The following is a 16674-nucleotide window of genomic DNA, read 5'->3' on the forward strand; positions in this document are numbered from 1 at the left end:
AACCAGCCGAAGCTGGACGAGGATAATTTGGCATTTGACAAGTGCACGCTGTTGAGTTCTCAAGGATCAGACGCACCCAGCCCCACGACTCCCGCCGCGGCCCTCCGGGGCAACCATCCACCCCCAGCACCAGCAAGACCACAGCCTCACCAGAACCAGGGATTGTGTTGTACGTCGCAGACCTGGGGCGGGGAACCTTCCGGCTCAACCTCACCGCTTGGCGGCGACAAGGGAATACATTACGCCGAACCCCCACCCCCAGCAAACCCACCCACCACCCGGGCGTGTCGCAACCCGGAAGCACGGCCAGCACGGCCGCGCCCCGACGACTCCTGCTCGGCGCCGACGTGCTGGCCGCCGGATACGACGAAGCCCCCGTCCGATGGACGGGGGCTTGTCGACTGTCTCAACTCAGTGTGGACCCAGGGGGATTCGAACCCCCGACCTTCTCATTGCGAACGAGACGCGCTACCAACTGCGCCATGGGCCCTTGCAACCCGAGATACATTACCAGACCCCGAGCCGCTTGCCGAAACCGAGGCGCGTCAGGCGCGTCGCCAGGCGTCGAGCCATGCGTCCGCGATCCTTCGGGCGCCCTCGGCAGAGGGGTGGACGCCGTCAGGCGCGAGCGCGGCAGCACCCACGGTGCGGGCGGCCTCGGTGAGCAGACGGTGCAGCGGCACGAAGGACGCGTCGTGCTCCTCCGCGAGACGCGCGATGACCTCTCGCTTCGCCGCGAGGTCGTCGAGCCACCCCTCCTGATCGTCGCGCACGGGCAGGACGAACGGCTCCACGAGGATGAGCCGTGCGCGGCGCGCGGCGTCACTCGCAAGCAGCCGGCGCACGGTCGCCTCGAAGTCCTCGGCGCTGGTGGGGTCGTCGCGATCGAAGCGCCGCCAGGTGTCGTTGACGCCGACGTAGACGGTGAGCACGTCCGGCTCGGCTGCCTCCACGTCCTCGTTCCAGCGGCGCTCGAGGTCGACGGCGCGGTCTCCCCCGACCCCGACGTTCACCACGTGCACCTCATCGCCGAGCGCCTCGGCGATGAGGTGCACGTAACCGTGTCCGAGCGAGGCGGCGTGCGAGCGATCGCGACCGGCATCGGTGATCGAGTCTCCGACGAACACGAGTCGAGCGGGGCGGGTCATCGTTCTCCTTCGAGCGGGACGGACGGGCTCCGACCCGCCGCGAGCGTCTCACGATCGGGGCGTCGCCGCACCGGATCGGACATCTGCGGTCATCCGGCCGCGCGGCGGGCGAGCAGCTCGCGCACGTGCGCCTCGATCTCGGCGTCGTCGACGAACCCCATGCGCGCATACGGCGACGCCGGCTGCTGCTGACGGGCCGCCGTGATCGGCACCGGCGCGGGAGTCTGGGCCGCGATCTGCGTGCGCAGCGCCTCCTCGCGCGCGGCCGCGCGGAGCGCCTCGTGTGCGCGCGCGCCGTCGAGCGCGAGCGCGGCGCGGGAGCCGGAGACGCTCGTCAGCGGCGCCGGGAGCGAGCGCGGCGTCCAGCCGCGGTCCTCGGGGTCCATGAGCGCGGGCGCGGCCAGGCGGACCACCGGGGCCGCCTCGGCGATCGGCGCAGCCGCCGGGGCCGCCGGGCGCTTCGCGCGACGCGCGACCGCGGCCATCCGATTCAGCGTCTGCAGCGCCACGAGCGTCGCGACGGCACCGCCCGCCAGCCACCACCCGGCTCCGCCCTGCGCGAGGGCCGCGACGCCGACGGCGATGGCCGCGAGGCCAGCGAGCAGGACGACGGTGGCGGCCATCCGCACGGCGCGACGGGCGCGCGCCTGGCGCGCGCGGAGCACCTCGGGAGCGCGGCGCGCGGCGTCGAGCTCCCGTCGGCGGCGCTCCGCCTCGAGCTCCAGCTCACGGCGCCGGCGTTCGCGACCGGCCGCGGCCTCGTCGCGCTCGCGCTCGAGGCGCGCCTGCACCTCCATCCGCTTGCGCTCGAGCTCGAGGCGGTCGCGCTCGGCGCGCAGCCGCTCGTCCTCGGCGCGCAGCTGGCGCACGAGCTTCTCCTGCGCACGTGCCTCGCGCGCGCTCAGCTCGACGCGGATCTCGTCGGGTGTCTCGCTCGTCTCCGCGAGCACGCGCAGAGCCTGGTTGAGCCGGACCGCGTTGCGCTCGGCGGCGTTGTAGCGCATGCGCGCCTGCCAGGTCGGGAGGAGGTAGACGATCCAGAGCAGCACGGCGACCGCGATGATCACGCCGCCGCCCAGCATCTGCCCGCCCATGAAGACAAAGGTAGGCGACGACGGTGCGCCGCCCGCGCTCGCGCCCGCGTGTCGCGCGCGGAGCGGTCAGGAGGCGAGTGTGTCGCTCGGCGGGATGGCCGCGGCGTCGGTGGGCGCGCGACCGCTGACCCACCGGGCGAGGACGCCTTCCGGCACCTCCTCGCGGACGAGCGCGAAGGCGTAGTGGTCGCGCCAGTCGCCGTCGATGTGGATGTACCGACGGCGCAGCCCCTCGTACCGGAATCCGAGCTTCTGGACCACGCGCAGGCTCGGCACGTTCTCGGGCCGGATGCAGATCTCCATGCGATGCAGACGGAGATCGGTGAAGCAGAGGTCGGTCGCGAGCGCGACGGCTGTCGGGGTGATGCCGCGGCCCGCGAAGCGCTCACTCACCCAGTAGCCGATCGTCGCGGACGAGAGGGAGCCGCGGGCGATCCCCCACACGTTGAGCTGACCGCAGATGACGCCCTCGTACTCCATGACGAGGGGCACGCCGACGCCGTCGCGGTACTGCTGCAGCAGGCGCCGGATGCCGGCGCGCATGTCGAAGGAGATGGCGCCGTCGGGGTTCGTGGCCTCCCACGGGCGCAGCCACGATCGGTTCGCGAGCAGCTCCTGCTGGAGCGTGCGCGCGTCCCGCGGACGCACGAGTCGGATGGACACCGCGCCGTGCTCACGCCACGCCTGGGTATCCATCCGACTCCTCGGCAGATGTCTCGGGCGACCGGGCTCAGAGAGTGGTCGCGAACTCCTTGAACCAGGGTCGCAGGTCCGGGCCGAGGTCGGCGCGGTCCGCGGCGAGCTGGACGATGGCCTTGATGTAGTCGAGGCGGTCGCCCGTGTCGTAGCGGCGCCCGCGGAAGATGACGCCGTAGACCCCGGGGCCCGCTTCGTCGGCCGCGACCTCCTGCAGCGCGTCGGTCAGCTGGATCTCGCCGCCCTTGCCGGGCTCCGTGCGCTCGAGCACATCGAAGATCGCGGGGGTCAGCACGTAGCGGCCGATGATCGCGAGGTTCGACGGCGCGTCCTCCTTGGCGGGCTTCTCGACGAGGCCCTTCACGCGGACGACGCCCTCGGTGTCGGTCGGCTCGACGTCGGCGCAGCCGTACATGTGGATCTGGTCGGGGTCGACCTCCATGAGGGCGATGACCTGCGCGCCGCGCTTGGCCTGCTCGTCGATCATCGTCGTGAGCAGCTCGTCGCGCTCGTCGATGAGGTCGTCGCCCAGGAGGACGGCGAACGGCGAGTCGCCCACGTGAGCCTGGGCGCGCAGCACCGCGTGACCGAGGCCCTTGGGGTCGCCCTGGCGGACGAAGTGGATGTCGGCGAGGTCGCTGGACGCCTGGACGCGCTCGAGACGGCCGGTGTCGCCCTTCTTCTCGAGGTTGCGCTCGAGCTCGGGCACCGAGTCGAAGTGGTTCGCGAGCGCGTTCTTGTTGCGCCCGATGATCATCAGCACATCGCGGATGCCGGCGGCGACAGCCTCTTCGACGACGTACTGGATCGCCGGCTTGTCGACGACCGGCAGCATCTCCTTGGGCGTGGCCTTCGTCGCCGGAAGGAAGCGCGTGCCCAGCCCGGCGGCGGGGATGACCGCCTTGATCTTCGGTGAATCCATGCTGACAGCCTAGGCGATGCCCCGTTATCCGCCTGTGATCGCCCTGCGACACGGGGCGCGTCTCCTAGGATCGGGACATGCCCGGAGAGCTCGATCAGGCCAAGCGCGCCCTGCGCGCGGAGATCCGCGAGCGCCGCCAGCTGCTCTCGCCCGCGCAGCGCGAGGCGGCGGGAGAGGGCATCCACCGCGAGCTCGACGCGCTCGTCGCGCGTCTGGGCGCGCGCTCCCTGTCCTGCTACCTGTCGGGCCCGACCGAGCCGGACACGCGCCCGTTCATCCGCTCCGCCCTCGAGCGCGGCCTCCGCGTGCTGCTGCCGATCACGCGTGCAGACGGCCTCCTGGACTGGACGGCCGCGAGCGCGGACGGCGACGAGATCGAGAGCGCGTACGGCGTTCCCGAGGCCGTCGGCGAGGTGCTCGGGCCGATCGCGGTCAACGACGTCGACCTCCTCGTCGTGCCCGCGTCGGCCGTGGACGGCGAGGGGCTCCGGATGGGCTGGGGCCGGGGCTTCTACGACAAGACGCTCGGCTCGATGGCGCACAGGCCGCCCGTATACGCGGTGATCTATGATTCCGAGTTGGTCGATCGCGTTCCGCGCGATCTCCATGATCAGTCCGTCGACGGCGTCGTGACCCCGACGCGCACCGTCGCGTTCCGCGGCTGACGACTCCGCTCCATCATCCGAACGAGGACCCATGCCCACATACGCCTACGCCTGCAAGTCCTGTGGCCACCGGTTCGACGCCGTCCAGGCCTTCAGCGACCCTTCGCTCACCGAGTGCCCCGAGTGCGGGGGCGAGCTGCGCAAGCAGTACGGCTCGATCGGCGTGACGTTCAACGGCGCCGGCTTCTACCGCACGGACTCGCGGAATACTGCGTCCTCCTCCGGCGCGGGTGCTGGATCCGCGCCCTCGTCTGCGCCATCATCGGGGTCGGGAGCCTCCGCTCCCGCCGCGGCCGGCGCCTGACGCCCCGCGGTTCGACTTCTCGCCGGCGTCGTCGGCAGATGGGGGAACCACCACCATGATCCAGGGCTTCAAGGAGTTCATCTCCCGCGGCAACGTCATCGACCTCGCGGTCGCGGTCATCATCGGCGCCGCGTTCGCCGCGATCGTCACGGCCGTCGTCGACAACCTCGTCAACCCGCTCATCGGCGCCTTCGTGCCCTCGGGCGACCTCGCCAGCTGGGTCATCCCGATCCCGGGCCTCTTCGCCACGGCGAACCTCGGCATCGGCGGCATCATCTCGGCGATCATCAACTTCCTCGCGGTGGCCGCCGTCGTGTACTTCGCGCTCGTGCTGCCGATGAACAAGCTCGCCGAGCGCCGCAAGGCCAAGCTCGGCGTCACCGAGGACGTCCCCGCTCCCACGCAGGAGGAGCTCCTCGCGGAGATCCGCGACCTGCTCGCGAAGCAGAGCTCCCGCTGACCCGCGCGCATCTGACGAAGGGCGCCTCCCGTTCGGGAGGCGCCCTTCTCCGTCTGAGGGGCGGATGGCCGTGTCACCAGTGCGGCGGACGATCCCTCCGGAGCCGCTCGTCGTTCGGGCCCTTCTCCCCCGCAGCGGGGCGAGCGCCCGCGTCCGCGTCCGCGTCGCGCAGGGTCGCCTCCGCATCCGCGTCGGCGAGCGTGCCCTCCACGCGCGTGAGACGGGCTCGACGCGCGCCGGCGACGCGCTCGACCCGCTGACGAGGCTCCTCCGGCATCAGAAGGCGAGCGGCTCGGTGTCCGGGTCGACGCGCGGCGTGTCGGCGGAGACGCCCAGCACGGCCGCGATGCGCTCGGCGACCGCGGCAGGGTCGCTGTAGAGGTCGAAGGCGTGCACGCGGACGTAGTGCCAGCCGAGCCGCCGCAGGGCGTGCGGGCGCAGCCGCAGCGACTCGCGCAGCGACGCGTCCTGCGATTCGGGGTCGCTCTCCACGACGACGGCCTTGCCGCTGCGCTGCGCGACGAGCGGGAGCATCCCGTGGTAGTCCACGTCGACGGCGACGCCCAGTCGGCGCAGCTCGCGCGCGAGCACGCGCGTGAGCGGATCCGCGTCGTCCTCGCGCCGCGCCTCGCGGCCTCGCCCGTCGATGCTCGCGAGGATGCCCATGAGGATGGCCGCGCCGTGCTCGAGGCGGCCGTCGTCGGCCGCGGGGCGGATCGACGACACGATCACCATCGAGCGCCGCGCGCGGGTCATGCCGACGGTCAGGAGCCTCTCGCCGTCCGGCGTGGAGAGGTCGCCGAAGTCGCTCAGCACGCGGCCGTGCTTGGTCACGCCGTACCCGAGCGAGAAGATCACGCGGTCGCGGCTCTCGGCGACCGACTCCTCGAGCGTGAGCACCGTGAGCGGCTCGGTCGTGTCGCGCGCGACGAAGTCCGCGACATCCGAGCGGCCCGCGAACGCGGTCGTCACGGCGGAGCGGATGCGCTCGGCGTGCCGACGGCTCGCGGTGATCACCATGAGCGACTCGTGCGGGCGGTTCACGGCGTGCTCGACGACGAGCGTCACGACGCGCTGGACCTCGGCATCGGGGCTCTCGACGGCGCCGCTCTCCGGGTCGGGCGCGCCGTAGCCGCCCTCGACGTAGTCGACCGACAGGCTGCCGCGGCCGAGATACGACCCGGCCCAGGGCAGCGACACGATCTCGCCGCCGTAGAACGCGTCGTTCACGAGCTCGGCGAGGTCCTCGCCGCCCGCCCGGTAGCTGCGGGTCAGGGTCTCGACCGGGAGCACGTCGGCGAGGCGCTCGAACGCACTGGCCTGCTCGCCGCCCGCGGGAGGGCTCTCGAGCACCGCGACGGAGAAGGGCAGGGGCCGCTGCGTCACAGGATCGCCGAAGGCGACGACCTGCCGTGCGCGGCGGATGGCCGGGGCCGCCTCCGCGAGGCCGATCGCCCCGGAGTCGGCGATGAGCACGACGTCGAAGCCCGGCGCGTCGGGGATGAGGGGCACGTCGTAGGGCGACGCGATCCAGACCGGCGCGATGACGCGCGACAGGGTCGGCGCGATCGAGGCGAGCGCCTCGGCGCTCACGTCGCCGCGCGTGAGGGAGCGCTTGAGCGCCTCCGCCTCGCCCGGCTCGTCGACGATGCCGATCTTCCACTGCGTCGCGAGCTGCCAGGCGAGCAGCGGGCCGGATGCCGCGGCGTGCGCCTCGTCGACGAGACGGAAGTCGCGCTCGAGCCGGTCGACGACCGATGTGTTGGCGCCCAGCAGCGCGCGGTCGCTCTGCAGAAGGTGCTCGAGGGCCGACTGCCACCACGCGAACTCGAGCTCCTCGCCCACGCGCTCCTCGTCGACATGGCGGACCGACAGCTCGGTCAGGAGCGGCTCGAGGCCGAGGCGCGACAGCTCGGCGCGCAGCTCGGCGCGCTCGACGATGTTGTCGAACACGTCGGAGTCGGCGGCGAGCCCGGCGAGCGTGCGCACGAGACGCTCCACGGGCATCGATGCGAGCCGCGACCCGCGCCCGAGGGCCGCGTCGAGCTCGCTCAGCTCGGCCTCCACGCGCTGCCACTCGACCTGCACGTCGGCGAGTCCGAGCGGCAGCTCGGGGATCGTCCCGACGTCGACGAGCTGCTGCCACTGCTGACGCTGATGCTGGATCCGCGACAGCGCGGCATGCATGTCGGTCACGTGCACACCGGGGCGCAGGTACTCCTTCGAGAGGCGCTTGAGGCGCCGGCGCTGCGCGCCGGGCAGGCCCGACTCCCGCCGCGGGCCGAAGGCCTTGATCATGTCGCCGAGCGGGCGCTCGAACACCGACGGCGTGAACCGGTCGAGCGAGTCGCGGATCCCGTGCAGGAGCCGCAGGTACTCCCCCAGCTCGTCGATCGTCGTGAACGGGCGCATCCGCGTCTGCGAGATGAGCTCGTATCCGCGCTCGAGGAGGTTCGGCACGCTCGTGCGGTGCAGCTTGCCGGCCATCCGATGCGCCGCACGGGCGTCGTCGGTCGACGAGAAGGAGACGCCGTACCACGGCGAGTCATCGGGGCCCACGCGGAACTCGCCGAGGCGCGCGGCGAGCGCCAGGGTCGATGCGGCCTTCGAGCGGTCGCCCGCGAGCTGCTCGAGGGCCCGGATGCCGAGGCGGGCGGATGTCGACGGCGGGGTCGGCAGGGCCGCGAGCCGCGTGAGGGTGCGCGTCGCCTCGAGCACCGAGATGCCGAGCCCGTCGTGCACGCGCGTGAGCGCGTGGCGGTAGTCGCGCAGCACCGAGCGGAGGCGCACGAGCGCGTCGTCGATGTCGGAGACCTTGGGCTGCGTCGCCTTCTCGTTGCGGCCGATCGCGCGGATGAGGTCGCGCCGCAGGTCGGTCGGCGACACCGCGAGAGCGTCGAGCCCGATGCCCGCGAGACGATGGCGGATGCCCTCGAGGGTCGAGCGGCGCGCGCTCACGACGAGGACCCGCTTGCCGTCGCGCACGAGCGCGCCCACGGCGTTGATGATCGTCTGCGTGCCGCCCGTGCCGGGCAGGGTGTGCACCGCGAGAGACTGTCCGGCCGTGATGCGCGCCAGCACGCGCTCCTGCTCGGCATCCGCATCGAGCAGGAGCATGTCGGATGCCGGCGCGCGCTCGTCGGGGTGCGGCACGGCGGGTGCCGGGCGCTGGGCGCCCAGGGCAGCGAGGTCGTCGGGGTGGCCGGCGAGCGCGTTCAGGACCGGATGGTCGAGCTCGCGCATATCGCGCGCCATGACCTCGCCGACCTCCGCGAACGTCGAGACGATGAGCCGCGGCTTGACGCTGAAGGTGTCGACGTGCGCGACGAGGCTGCGCAGCCGGTCGATCACGGGCTGCGGCTTGAACACGCCCTCGTCGTAGGCGAGCTCGGCGAGCGCGTCGCCGTCGATGTCGATCCCGAAGTGGTCCTGCGCGATGCGGACGAGCTCGGGGTTCACGGCGAACCGGCCGTGGAGCTTCAGCTCGAAGTCGGAGTGATGGCGGCGGATGGCGAGCGGGCGCAGGAGGACCGGCGCGACGAACTCCTCGTCGCCGACGCGCCACGTCGCGAGGCCGACCGCGAGGCGCACGGCGTCGATTCCGCGCACGGTGCGCAGCTCGAGGTTCTTCGCCGTGATCCGCTCTGCGGCCAGGCGGGCGGTGCGCAGCGCGACCTCGTCGCGGAAGAGGTTCGACAGCAGCGTCGACCGTCCCGTGATGAACTGCGGGAGGCTGCCGGGATGCGCCTTCGTGATCTCGATGCCCGACTCGGGCGCCGGCCGATAGCGCAGGAGCGGCGACCGTCCGCCGAGCGCCCCGGCGAGAGACCGCAGCTGCTCCCGTTCGGAGGACGCGACATGCGCGACCGACACGTCGGGGTCGGCCACGCGGAGGTCCGCGGGCGTCACGGGCACGAGCCTCGTGGTCTCCACGGCGTCGTCTTCAGCGGGCAGCACACCAGTCAGGGTAGGCGGACGCGCCTCAAAGTCACCCGCGTGCCGCGGAGTTTCGCCGGATTACCCGGGCGCACGCCCCCCGCGACGCCGTGTGCACAGGCCCTCTCCATCGGCGCGTCGGCTCCCGGCCGCGCCGCGCGAGCGCCGCACGGCCGTCCGCCCCTTCAGGATGGACGCATGACCTACCGGTACGCGATCCTCTCCACGCCCGTCGGCGACGCGGTCTCTGCGTTCTCCGACGAGGGCCTCGTCGCGCTGCGTCTCGCCGCCGAGCCCGAGTGGGCGCTCGAGTCCGTCTCCCGCGAGCTGCGCGGCGCCCTCCTTCCCGACGACGGCTCGGACGCCGCCGAGGAGCTCGCCGCGCAGCTCGAGGGCTACTTCGCGGGCGAGCGCCGGCGCTTCGACCTCGCGCTGGACTGGCGCCTCGCGACGGGCTTCACGCGAGAGGCCCTCGAGGCGGTGCGCGAGATCCCCTACGGCACCACGGCGAGCTACGGCGAGGTCGCCGCCATGGCGGGGCGCCCGCGCGCCGCCCGCGCGGTCGGCACGGCCTGCCGCACGACGCCCTACTCGCTGATCGTCCCGGTGCACCGGGTCATCCGCGCCGACGGGACGATCGGCGGCTACGGCGGCGACATCGAGCTGAAGCGCCACCTCATCGAGCTCGAGCAGGACGCGCTCGGCGCCTGAGGCCATCCGCCCGCCGCACACGGGAGCGCCGACCCGCGAGTAGGCCGCGGGTCGGCGCTCCTTCCGCCTCAGTGCACGCCGCTCAGTGCTCGACCGCCTTCTCGGCGCCGAACCCGGTGAGCGAGCGCACCTCCATCTCGGCCGCGAGACGCGGGTCCTCCGCCGAGCGCGAGGTCAGCGAGCCGATCCACCCGAGGAGGAACCCGACCGGGATCGAGACGATCCCCGGGTTGCTCAAGGGCCAGATCGCGAAGTCGGCGGCGGGGAACACGCTCGTCTCGGTGCCCGAGAACACGGGCGAGAAGATGATGAGCACCAGGGCCGTGCCGAGGCCGCCGTACATGCTCCACACCGCGCCGCGCGTCGTGAAGCCGCGCCAGAACAGCGAGTAGAGGATCGTCGGCAGGTTCGCCGACGCCGCGACCGCGAACGCGAGCGCCACGAGGAACGCCACGTTCTGCCCCTGCACGCCGATGCCGCCGACGATCGCCAGCGCGCCGATCACGAGCACCGTGATGCGGGCGACCCGCACCTCGCCGTCGCCCTCCACGCGCCCGTTCTTGATGACGTTCGCGTAGATGTCGTGGGCGAACGAGGTCGCGGCGGTGATCGTGAGGCCCGCGACGACCGCGAGGATCGTCGCGAACGCGACGGCGGAGATGAACCCCATCAGCACGGGGCCGCCGAGCGCCTGCGCGAGCAGCGGAGCGGCCGAGTTCACGCCGCCCGGCGCGGCCGCGATCGTCTCCGCGCCGACGAGCGCTCCCGCGCCGTAGCCGAGCACGAGCGTGAGCAGGTAGAACAGCCCGATGAGCCAGATCGCCCACACGACTGAGCGACGCGCCTCCTTCGCCGTCGGCACCGTGTAGAAGCGCATGAGCACGTGCGGCAGGCCGGCCGTGCCGAGCACGAGCGCCATCCCGAGCGACAGGAAGTCGAGCGGCTTCGCACCGTACTGGAGGCCGGGCGCGAGGATGGCCTCGCCTGCCGACGCGTTCGCGACCGCGGCGCCGAGGAGGCCGTTGAAGTCGAACCCGTGCTGCGCGAGCACCCAGATCGCCATCGCGATGGCGCCGCCGATGAGGAGGAAGGCCTTCACGATCTGCACCCAGGTCGTGCCCTTCATCCCGCCGATGAGCACGTAGACGACCATGAGGACGCCCACGACCGCGATGACCACCGACTGGCCGACGCGGTCGCCGACCCCGAGCAGAAGCGACACGAGGCCGCCCGCTCCCGACATCTGCGCGAGGAGGTAGAACAGGCACACCGCGAGGGTCGTGATCGCCGCGGCCATCCGCACGGGACGCTGCCGCAGGCGGAACGACAGCACGTCGGCCATCGTGAACTTGCCCGTGTTGCGCATGAGCTCGGCGACGAGGAGCAGCGCGACGAGCCACGCCACGAGGAAGCCGATCGAGTACAGGAAGCCGTCGTACCCGTTCAGCGCGATCGCGCCCACGATGCCGAGGAACGACGCGGCGGAGAGGTAGTCCCCCGCGATCGCGAAGCCGTTCTGCGGCCCGCTGAACGAGCGCCCGCCGGCGTAGAAGTCCGCCGCGGTCTTGTTGTTGCGACTCGCCCTGATGACGATGAACAGCGTGACCGCGACGAAGGCGCCGAACACGCTGATATTGAGGATCGGGTTGTTCTCCATCTGCGCGGGTGCCGCTGCCATCCATGCGCTCATGCGCCGGCCGCCTTCCGCTCGAGTTCAGACCGGATCTCGGCGGAGATCGGGTCGAGTCGGCGATTCGCGAAGGCCACATATCCCATCGTGATCGCGAATGTCGTGACGAATTGGCCCAATCCGAAGAGCAGGCCGACGGTGATATCTCCCCACACCCTCTGCCCCATGAACTCGGGGAAGAAGCCCGCGAGGACGACGTAGAGGAAATACCAGACGAGGAAGAATGCCGCCAGCGGGAAGATGAAGCTCCGCTGGGTGCGCTTCAGCTCGCGGAAACGCGGTGAATCCTCCACCGCCGCATAGTCGATCGACGTCGTCGGGGCGACGCCGCCCGGAGAGTCAGTCATGAGGCCTCCTTGCCGCATGGTCCCTGCCGCACTGCGTGTTCGCAGAGCCGGTGTTCCGGCACCTCGCCGGTGATATCTTCGACGCTACGGAAAGCGACAGAGCGGTCGTCACCCCCGAAAGTAGGTATCCCCGGTGCAGACAGTGTTGCCGTCTCGCGGAGCCGATGAGCAGCGGCTCGTCGCGGGCGCCGTCGACGAGCTCGCTCGGCGCACGCGCTTCCCGGTCGCGTTCGGCGGACTCCTGGAGGACGGCCGCGTCGCGATGTCGGCCTTCCACGGCACGCGGACGTCGGCGCTCGACGGGCTCGCGGTGCGCCCCGAGCGCGGCCTCGGCGGCCGCGCCATCATGGAGTTGCGCCCCCGCTTCGCGAGCGACTACCGCACGGCGAAGCAGATCACGCACGACTACGACCCGTACATCCTCGGCGAGGGCATCGGCACCCTCCTCGCCGTGCCCGTCATCGTCCAGGGGCGCGCACGAGGCGTGCTCTACGGCGCCGCCTGGGGCCAGTGGAACGTCGGCGGGGTCGCCGCGGCTCCCGCCGTCGAGGTCGCCGACCGGCTCGCGAGCCAGATCGCCGCGCTCGACGCGTCGCGGCGGCGACGGGAGGCGGCCGCGGAGTCGACGGCCGTGCTCCCGCCCGCGCACCAGGAGGAGCTGCGGGAGACCTACGCCGAGCTGCGGCGCATCGCGGCCGCCGTCGATGACGGCGCCATCCGATCCCGTCTCGAGGAGGTCGAGCGTCGGCTCGCCGCGCTCTCCGGCGTGGCCGTGTCGGCACAGCGTCCGGCGGCCGAGCCGACCGTGCACCTCTCGCCGCGCGAGGTCGACGTGCTCGCCTGCGCTGCTCTCGGCGCGACGAATGCCGAGATCGCCGCTCAGCTGGGTCTTCGCGAGGGAACGGTGAAGGCCTATCTCGGCGCCGCGATGTCGAAACTCGACGCCTCGACGCGTTTGGCCGCGGTCGCGAAAGCGCGTCGCGCCGGTATTCTGCCCTGATATCCCCGGGCAGACGCGAATTGTGCTCGAATTGGCGCCTTCTGACGCTACATTCGAGATATGGCCCGAAAGATCATCCACCAGCTTGTTGACGACCTCGACGACACCGTTCTCGAGCCCGGAGAAGGCGAGACCGTCCTCTTCGCCCTTGACGGAAAGAGCTACGAGATCGACCTCTCCGCCGACAACGCGGCGGAATTCCGCGCGCAGTTCGAGCGCTACATCTCAGCCGGCCGCCGCGTCGGAAGCGGATCCGGCTCGACGAATTCGAGCGCATCGCGCGTGACCCGCCGGCGCTCCGGCCAGACCGATTACGGACCGGTTCGAGCGTGGGCGAAGGAGAACGGCTATTCCGTCTCCGAGCGCGGGCGCGTCCCCGCTGCCGTGCTCGAGGCCTACGAAGCGGCTCACTGAACCCGCACGTCGCGGCGCCGATTCACGGGATGCACATGTGCATCCCGTGTGAATCGGCGCCGTGTCGCGTCCGGGGGTTGCATCCCGGCGGCGTTCTCGGAATCGTGGCTGGCCCGACGGAAGGAGAGCCGAATGCTCACACTCACCGAGAACGCCCAGACCGCCGTCCGAACGATCGTCGACCAGTCGCCGGATCCCGCCACCGCGGGCCTGCGCATCGACGGCTCGAGCTCTTCCCCGCAGGGGTACACGCTCACGCTCGCGCCCTCGCCTGAGGCCGCCGACGCCGTGGTGGAGAGCGGTCCGGTTCGCGTCTTCCTCCCCCAGGAGGCGGCCGTCGAGCTCGACGACAAGGTGCTCGACGCCGAGGTGACGCCCGACGGCGTGCGCTTCGCGCTGGCCGTCCAGGCCTGAGAGCGTCGCACGGCGCCGCCCTGGAATCCCGGGCGGCGCCGTGTCCTGTCCGCACTGCCGATAAGCTGGTGCGGACGCCCCCGTAGCTCAGTGGATAGAGCGTCGGTTTCCTAAACCGTGCGTCGCTGGTTCGAGTCCAGTCGGGGGCACCGTCTCACGCCGCGAGCGCGAGGTACGGCTCCCAGCGCGGATCCGCGCGCTCGGCCCCGCGCACCGTCCAGGACGTGCTGCGCGGCGCGCCCGGCGCGAAGCGGAGCTCCCAGCCCATCTCCTGCGGAGTCCGGTCGCTCTTGACGTTGTTGCACCGCAGGCAGCACGCCACGAGGTTCTCCCACGTGTCCCGTCCCCCGCGCGAGCGCGGGAGGATGTGGTCGATCGTCGAGGCCGAGGCTCCGCAGTACCCGCAGCGGAAGCCGTCCCTGCGCAGCACGCCGCGACGCGTCACCGGCGTCCGACGCGCCGTGGGCACGCGCACGTAGCGGGTGAGGACGATGACGGCGGGCCGGTCGAACACCGATCTCGTGCCCCACACGGGCTCCCCCTCGACGTGCTCGATGACGGTCGCCTTCTCGTTCATGACGAGGACGAGGGCTCTCTTGAACGAGACGACCGCGAGGGGCTCGTATCCCGCATTCAGCACCAGTGTTCGCATACTCGATCCCTTCGATACGACCCGGACGGCTTCCGGGCATTCGAACTGCGACCGCTCCGATCGACGGCGGGCGTGCGCGGGCACGAAAAAGGGCGCTGTCTCATGGACAGCGCCCTGGAGAGACCGCGGCTGCTCCGCGGCCCGTGTGCACACGATGCCGGAGGACGTAACGCCCGAGCGCATCCGTGGTGCGGATGCGAGGTATTCGTTCCATCGGCTCCCTCCGCCTCTCTCGGCGACAGGGTCAGGCTAGCGCACCCCGGGCGTGTCGAGGGCGAAGAGCGGGTGAACAGCCGGGGATTCCGTCGCCGGATGCGACAGAGCGCCCGGCACGTGACGTGCCGGGCGCTCTCTCGCGGGATCCGATCAGATCGGGAGGTAGCTCATCGGGTCGACGATCGCGCCGTTGATGCGGTACTCGATGTGGAGGTGGTTCGCCGTGGAGCGGCCGGTCGAGCCGACGTAGCCGATCAGCTGGCCCGCTTCGACGGTCTGGCCGACCTCGACCTGGCGGGTTCCGTAGGTCATGTGGCCGTAGAGGCTCGAGGTGCCGTCGCCGTGGTCGATCGCGACGGTGACGCCCCAGCCGCCGAGCGCCTCCTGCGAGGTGATGACGGTGCCGGACTTCACGGCGTAGATCGGGGTCATCGCGGGCGCGACCATGTCGGTGCCCTCGTGGCCCGACCCGACCGAGCGGCTCACGTAGTAGGTGCCGGCGGGCAGCGGGCAGATGCCGCCGTCGCTCACGACCGGGGGCTCGTACGTCTGCGGCTGCTGCTGCGGCTGCTGCGGCGCGGTCTGCGCCTGCTGCTCCTGCTGCTGGGCCTGCTGCTCGCGCTGCTGCTGGGCGAGGAGCTCTGCCTGCTCACGGGCGCGCTCGGCGGCCTCCGCCGCCGCGGCGGCCGCCTTGGCCTCCTCGATCTCCTCCGGGGTCGTCGCGGAGTACGCCGCGCCGCTCAGCGGGGCGGTCTCGACCGCGGCGTCCACCGCGATCGACTGGGCCTCGCGCTCGGCGGCGTCCTGCATCGAGACGGTCTCGGGCGCCGGCTGCGTCGCCGCGTACGCAGGGATCGCGACACCGGCGAGCAGGGCGAGGACGGCGGCGATCGTGCCCGCGGCGCGGACCGGCTTCACCTGGGGGGCGCCGGCACGGCGGGCGGCCCGCTCCATGCGCCGGACGTCGCTGCGCGGCATGACGACGATTCCTCGCGTCACGGGCTGCACGGCCTTCGTCGGGGTCGTCGCGTCGGCGTCGGGGGCGCCAGCGGACGTGGGGTTCTCAGCCAAGTTGTCTCCTCCGTCGCCTCGCGCCAGGGAGCGCCGACTCGTCAGAACTGGTCGGGGCACAGTCTCACTCCGTCAGAACGACGAGCCGGGGAGGCGATTTCTCACGGAGCGCCCGGGGCTCGGAGCCGCCGGGTATCGCTCAACGGTAACGGAAGATAACGGAAATGTCACGCTCCCCGTCGGGCTCCCAGCCGAGCGTCAGCCGCGATCGTCGACGAGGAAGATGTGCGACGCGATCTCCACGGGCAGCTCGAGCGCGTCCTGCGCGCCCGCGATCTGGACCAGCACGTACCCCTCGCTGTAGCGGAAGTCGCCGTGCGCACCCGGCACGACCCCGGCGTCGCGCAGCTGCTGCAGGAGCTCGGGATCGACCTGGGCCGACTCGGCGAGCCGCCGGACCGTGCCGGAGACGGGCCCGCCGTTCTCGTCGAGGCGGCGCACGAGGCCGACCACCCCCTGATCGGCTCGCTCGACGGAGAACTCCCCGAGCTGCTCCAGCCCGGGGATCGGGTTGCCGTACGGCGACTCGGTCGGGTAGCCGAGCAGCTCGACGAGGCGGCGCTCGACCTGCTCGCTCATGACGTGCTCCCACCGGCACGCCTCGTCGTGGACGTAGGCCCAGTCGAGGCCGATCACGTCCGACAGGAGGCGCTCCGCGAGGCGGTGCTTGCGCATCACCTCGACGGCCTTGGCCCTGCCCTCGTCGGTGAGCTGCAGACGGCGGTCCTCGGCGACGACGACGAGGCCGTCGCGCTCCATGCGGGCGACGGTCTGCGAGACGGTCGGGCCGGAGTGGCCGAGGCGCTCGGAGATGCGCGCGCGCAGGGGGATGATCTCCTCCTCCTCGAGGTCGAGGATGGTGCGGAGGTACATCTCCGTGGTGTCGATCAGGTCGGTCATCGATCCTCCGTCTGCGTCGAAGGCAATCCTAACC

18 protein-coding genes and 2 tRNA genes are annotated in these 16674 nt (G+C 71.8%); 8 read left to right on the top strand and 12 right to left on the bottom strand.

All coding sequences use genetic code 11. The features are described from left to right. Nucleotides 1–417: 417 nt before the first annotated feature. The 5 genes from PKE79_RS09895 to galU form a co-directional block, all read right to left on the bottom strand. Nucleotides 418–490 (bottom strand) — tRNA-Ala (locus tag PKE79_RS09895). A gap of 55 nt (nucleotides 491–545) precedes the next feature. Next, entirely contained in the window at nucleotides 546–1148 is a 603-nt protein-coding gene (locus PKE79_RS09900; protein WP_271173538.1) for an SGNH/GDSL hydrolase family protein, read from the bottom strand. 89 nt (nucleotides 1149–1237) lie between these two features. Next, nucleotides 1238–2242, bottom strand: a complete 1005-nt coding sequence (locus PKE79_RS09905; protein WP_271173539.1) for a large exoprotein — start codon at nucleotides 2240–2242, stop codon at nucleotides 1238–1240. 66 nt (nucleotides 2243–2308) lie between these two features. Further along, nucleotides 2309–2938, bottom strand: a complete 630-nt coding sequence (locus PKE79_RS09910) for a GNAT family N-acetyltransferase (protein WP_271173540.1) — start codon at nucleotides 2936–2938, stop codon at nucleotides 2309–2311. A 34-nt stretch (nucleotides 2939–2972) separates the two neighbouring features. After that, entirely contained in the window at nucleotides 2973–3860 is an 888-nt protein-coding gene (galU, locus tag PKE79_RS09915; protein ID WP_271173541.1) for a UTP--glucose-1-phosphate uridylyltransferase GalU, read from the bottom strand. A 77-nt stretch (nucleotides 3861–3937) separates the two neighbouring features. Between galU and PKE79_RS09920 the strand changes: the two genes are divergently transcribed. Genes PKE79_RS09920 through mscL form a run of 3 tightly spaced genes read left to right on the top strand, consistent with a single transcriptional unit; the run spans nucleotide 3938 to nucleotide 5289 of the window. Further along, nucleotides 3938–4525 carry a 5-formyltetrahydrofolate cyclo-ligase gene (locus PKE79_RS09920; RefSeq protein WP_271173542.1) on the top strand — a complete coding sequence of 196 codons (588 nt, stop codon included), beginning with the start codon at nucleotides 3938–3940 and terminating at the stop codon, nucleotides 4523–4525. Between the two features lie 31 nt (nucleotides 4526–4556). Further along, on the top strand, nucleotides 4557–4829 hold the full coding sequence (locus tag PKE79_RS09925) for an FmdB family zinc ribbon protein (protein ID WP_271173543.1): 273 nt from the start codon (nucleotides 4557–4559) through the stop codon (nucleotides 4827–4829). A gap of 55 nt (nucleotides 4830–4884) precedes the next feature. Continuing rightward, on the top strand, nucleotides 4885–5289 hold the full coding sequence (gene mscL / locus PKE79_RS09930; protein WP_271173544.1) for a large conductance mechanosensitive channel protein MscL: 405 nt from the start codon (nucleotides 4885–4887) through the stop codon (nucleotides 5287–5289). 73 nt (nucleotides 5290–5362) lie between these two features. Here the strand turns inward: mscL and PKE79_RS09935 are convergent, their stop codons facing one another. After that, nucleotides 5363–5566 (bottom strand): hypothetical protein, encoded by a 204-nt coding sequence (locus tag PKE79_RS09935; protein ID WP_271173545.1) that lies wholly within the window; start codon nucleotides 5564–5566, stop codon nucleotides 5363–5365. After that, nucleotides 5566–9255, bottom strand: a complete 3690-nt coding sequence (locus PKE79_RS09940) for an AAA family ATPase (protein WP_374727775.1) — start codon at nucleotides 9253–9255, stop codon at nucleotides 5566–5568. The genes PKE79_RS09935 and PKE79_RS09940 overlap by 1 nt, the downstream gene beginning before the upstream one ends. Before the next feature lie 168 nt (nucleotides 9256–9423). Here PKE79_RS09940 and PKE79_RS09945 point away from each other — a divergent pair, with 168 nt between their 5' ends. Then, nucleotides 9424–9936: a methylated-DNA--[protein]-cysteine S-methyltransferase gene (locus PKE79_RS09945; protein WP_271173547.1), complete on the top strand. Its 513-nt coding sequence runs from the start codon at nucleotides 9424–9426 to the stop codon at nucleotides 9934–9936. Between the two features lie 82 nt (nucleotides 9937–10018). On the opposite strand, the gene PKE79_RS09950 is transcribed toward PKE79_RS09945, so the two are convergent. Both PKE79_RS09950 and PKE79_RS09955 read right to left on the bottom strand, forming a co-directional pair. Further along, nucleotides 10019–11626 carry a monocarboxylic acid transporter gene (locus PKE79_RS09950; RefSeq protein WP_271173548.1) on the bottom strand — a complete coding sequence of 536 codons (1608 nt, stop codon included), beginning with the start codon at nucleotides 11624–11626 and terminating at the stop codon, nucleotides 10019–10021. Then, nucleotides 11623–11973, bottom strand: coding sequence for a DUF485 domain-containing protein (locus PKE79_RS09955; protein WP_271173549.1), 351 nt, complete (start codon nucleotides 11971–11973; stop codon nucleotides 11623–11625). Before PKE79_RS09955 ends, PKE79_RS09950 begins: the two co-directional genes overlap by 4 nt. Before the next feature lie 133 nt (nucleotides 11974–12106). On the opposite strand from PKE79_RS09955, the gene PKE79_RS09960 reads away from it, so the two are divergent. From PKE79_RS09960 to PKE79_RS09975, 4 genes are all read left to right on the top strand, one after another. Then, nucleotides 12107–12973 carry a LuxR C-terminal-related transcriptional regulator gene (locus PKE79_RS09960; protein ID WP_271173550.1) on the top strand — a complete coding sequence of 289 codons (867 nt, stop codon included), beginning with the start codon at nucleotides 12107–12109 and terminating at the stop codon, nucleotides 12971–12973. A 60-nt stretch (nucleotides 12974–13033) separates the two neighbouring features. Continuing rightward, on the top strand, nucleotides 13034–13387 hold the full coding sequence (locus PKE79_RS09965) for a histone-like nucleoid-structuring protein Lsr2 (RefSeq protein WP_271173551.1): 354 nt from the start codon (nucleotides 13034–13036) through the stop codon (nucleotides 13385–13387). Between the two features lie 132 nt (nucleotides 13388–13519). Beyond that, nucleotides 13520–13801, top strand: a complete 282-nt coding sequence (locus tag PKE79_RS09970) for a Fe-S cluster assembly protein HesB (protein ID WP_271173552.1) — start codon at nucleotides 13520–13522, stop codon at nucleotides 13799–13801. Between the two features lie 76 nt (nucleotides 13802–13877). Beyond that, nucleotides 13878–13950 (top strand) — tRNA-Arg (locus PKE79_RS09975). A 5-nt stretch (nucleotides 13951–13955) separates the two neighbouring features. Here the strand turns inward: PKE79_RS09975 and PKE79_RS09980 are convergent. The 3 genes from PKE79_RS09980 to PKE79_RS09990 all read right to left on the bottom strand — a co-directional run bounded on the left by PKE79_RS09980 (nucleotide 13956) and on the right by PKE79_RS09990 (nucleotide 16640). Beyond that, entirely contained in the window at nucleotides 13956–14453 is a 498-nt protein-coding gene (locus PKE79_RS09980; RefSeq protein ID WP_271173553.1) for an HNH endonuclease, read from the bottom strand. A 366-nt stretch (nucleotides 14454–14819) separates the two neighbouring features. Continuing rightward, entirely contained in the window at nucleotides 14820–15740 is a 921-nt protein-coding gene (locus PKE79_RS09985; RefSeq protein ID WP_271173554.1) for a M23 family metallopeptidase, read from the bottom strand. A 198-nt stretch (nucleotides 15741–15938) separates the two neighbouring features. Beyond that, nucleotides 15939–16640 (bottom strand): iron-dependent transcriptional repressor DtxR, encoded by a 702-nt coding sequence (locus PKE79_RS09990; RefSeq protein ID WP_271173555.1) that lies wholly within the window; start codon nucleotides 16638–16640, stop codon nucleotides 15939–15941. Between the last annotated feature and the right edge of the window lie 34 nt (nucleotides 16641–16674).

It is taken from the genome of Microbacterium barkeri (assembly GCF_027921765.1).
Classification (GTDB): domain Bacteria; phylum Actinomycetota; class Actinomycetes; order Actinomycetales; family Microbacteriaceae; genus Microbacterium; species Microbacterium barkeri.

Coding starts and splice junctions, on each gene's coding strand:
- PKE79_RS09900 (WP_271173538.1), bottom strand. CDS start 1,148: ATGACCCGCCCCGCTCGACTCGTGTTCGTCGGAGACTCGATCACCGAT.
- PKE79_RS09955 (WP_271173549.1), bottom strand. CDS start 11,973: ATGACTGACTCTCCGGGCGGCGTCGCCCCGACGACGTCGATCGACTAT.
- PKE79_RS09965 (WP_271173551.1), top strand. CDS start 13,034: ATGGCCCGAAAGATCATCCACCAGCTTGTTGACGACCTCGACGACACC.
- PKE79_RS09920 (WP_271173542.1), top strand. CDS start 3,938: ATGCCCGGAGAGCTCGATCAGGCCAAGCGCGCCCTGCGCGCGGAGATC.
- PKE79_RS09970 (WP_271173552.1), top strand. CDS start 13,520: ATGCTCACACTCACCGAGAACGCCCAGACCGCCGTCCGAACGATCGTC.
- PKE79_RS09925 (WP_271173543.1), top strand. CDS start 4,557: ATGCCCACATACGCCTACGCCTGCAAGTCCTGTGGCCACCGGTTCGAC.
- PKE79_RS09910 (WP_271173540.1), bottom strand. CDS start 2,938: ATGGATACCCAGGCGTGGCGTGAGCACGGCGCGGTGTCCATCCGACTC.
- galU (WP_271173541.1), bottom strand. CDS start 3,860: ATGGATTCACCGAAGATCAAGGCGGTCATCCCCGCCGCCGGGCTGGGC.
- PKE79_RS09935 (WP_271173545.1), bottom strand. CDS start 5,566: ATGCCGGAGGAGCCTCGTCAGCGGGTCGAGCGCGTCGCCGGCGCGCGT.
- PKE79_RS09990 (WP_271173555.1), bottom strand. CDS start 16,640: ATGACCGACCTGATCGACACCACGGAGATGTACCTCCGCACCATCCTC.
- PKE79_RS09980 (WP_271173553.1), bottom strand. CDS start 14,453: ATGCGAACACTGGTGCTGAATGCGGGATACGAGCCCCTCGCGGTCGTC.
- PKE79_RS09905 (WP_271173539.1), bottom strand. CDS start 2,242: ATGGGCGGGCAGATGCTGGGCGGCGGCGTGATCATCGCGGTCGCCGTG.
- PKE79_RS09950 (WP_271173548.1), bottom strand. CDS start 11,626: ATGAGCGCATGGATGGCAGCGGCACCCGCGCAGATGGAGAACAACCCG.
- mscL (WP_271173544.1), top strand. CDS start 4,885: ATGATCCAGGGCTTCAAGGAGTTCATCTCCCGCGGCAACGTCATCGAC.
- PKE79_RS09945 (WP_271173547.1), top strand. CDS start 9,424: ATGACCTACCGGTACGCGATCCTCTCCACGCCCGTCGGCGACGCGGTC.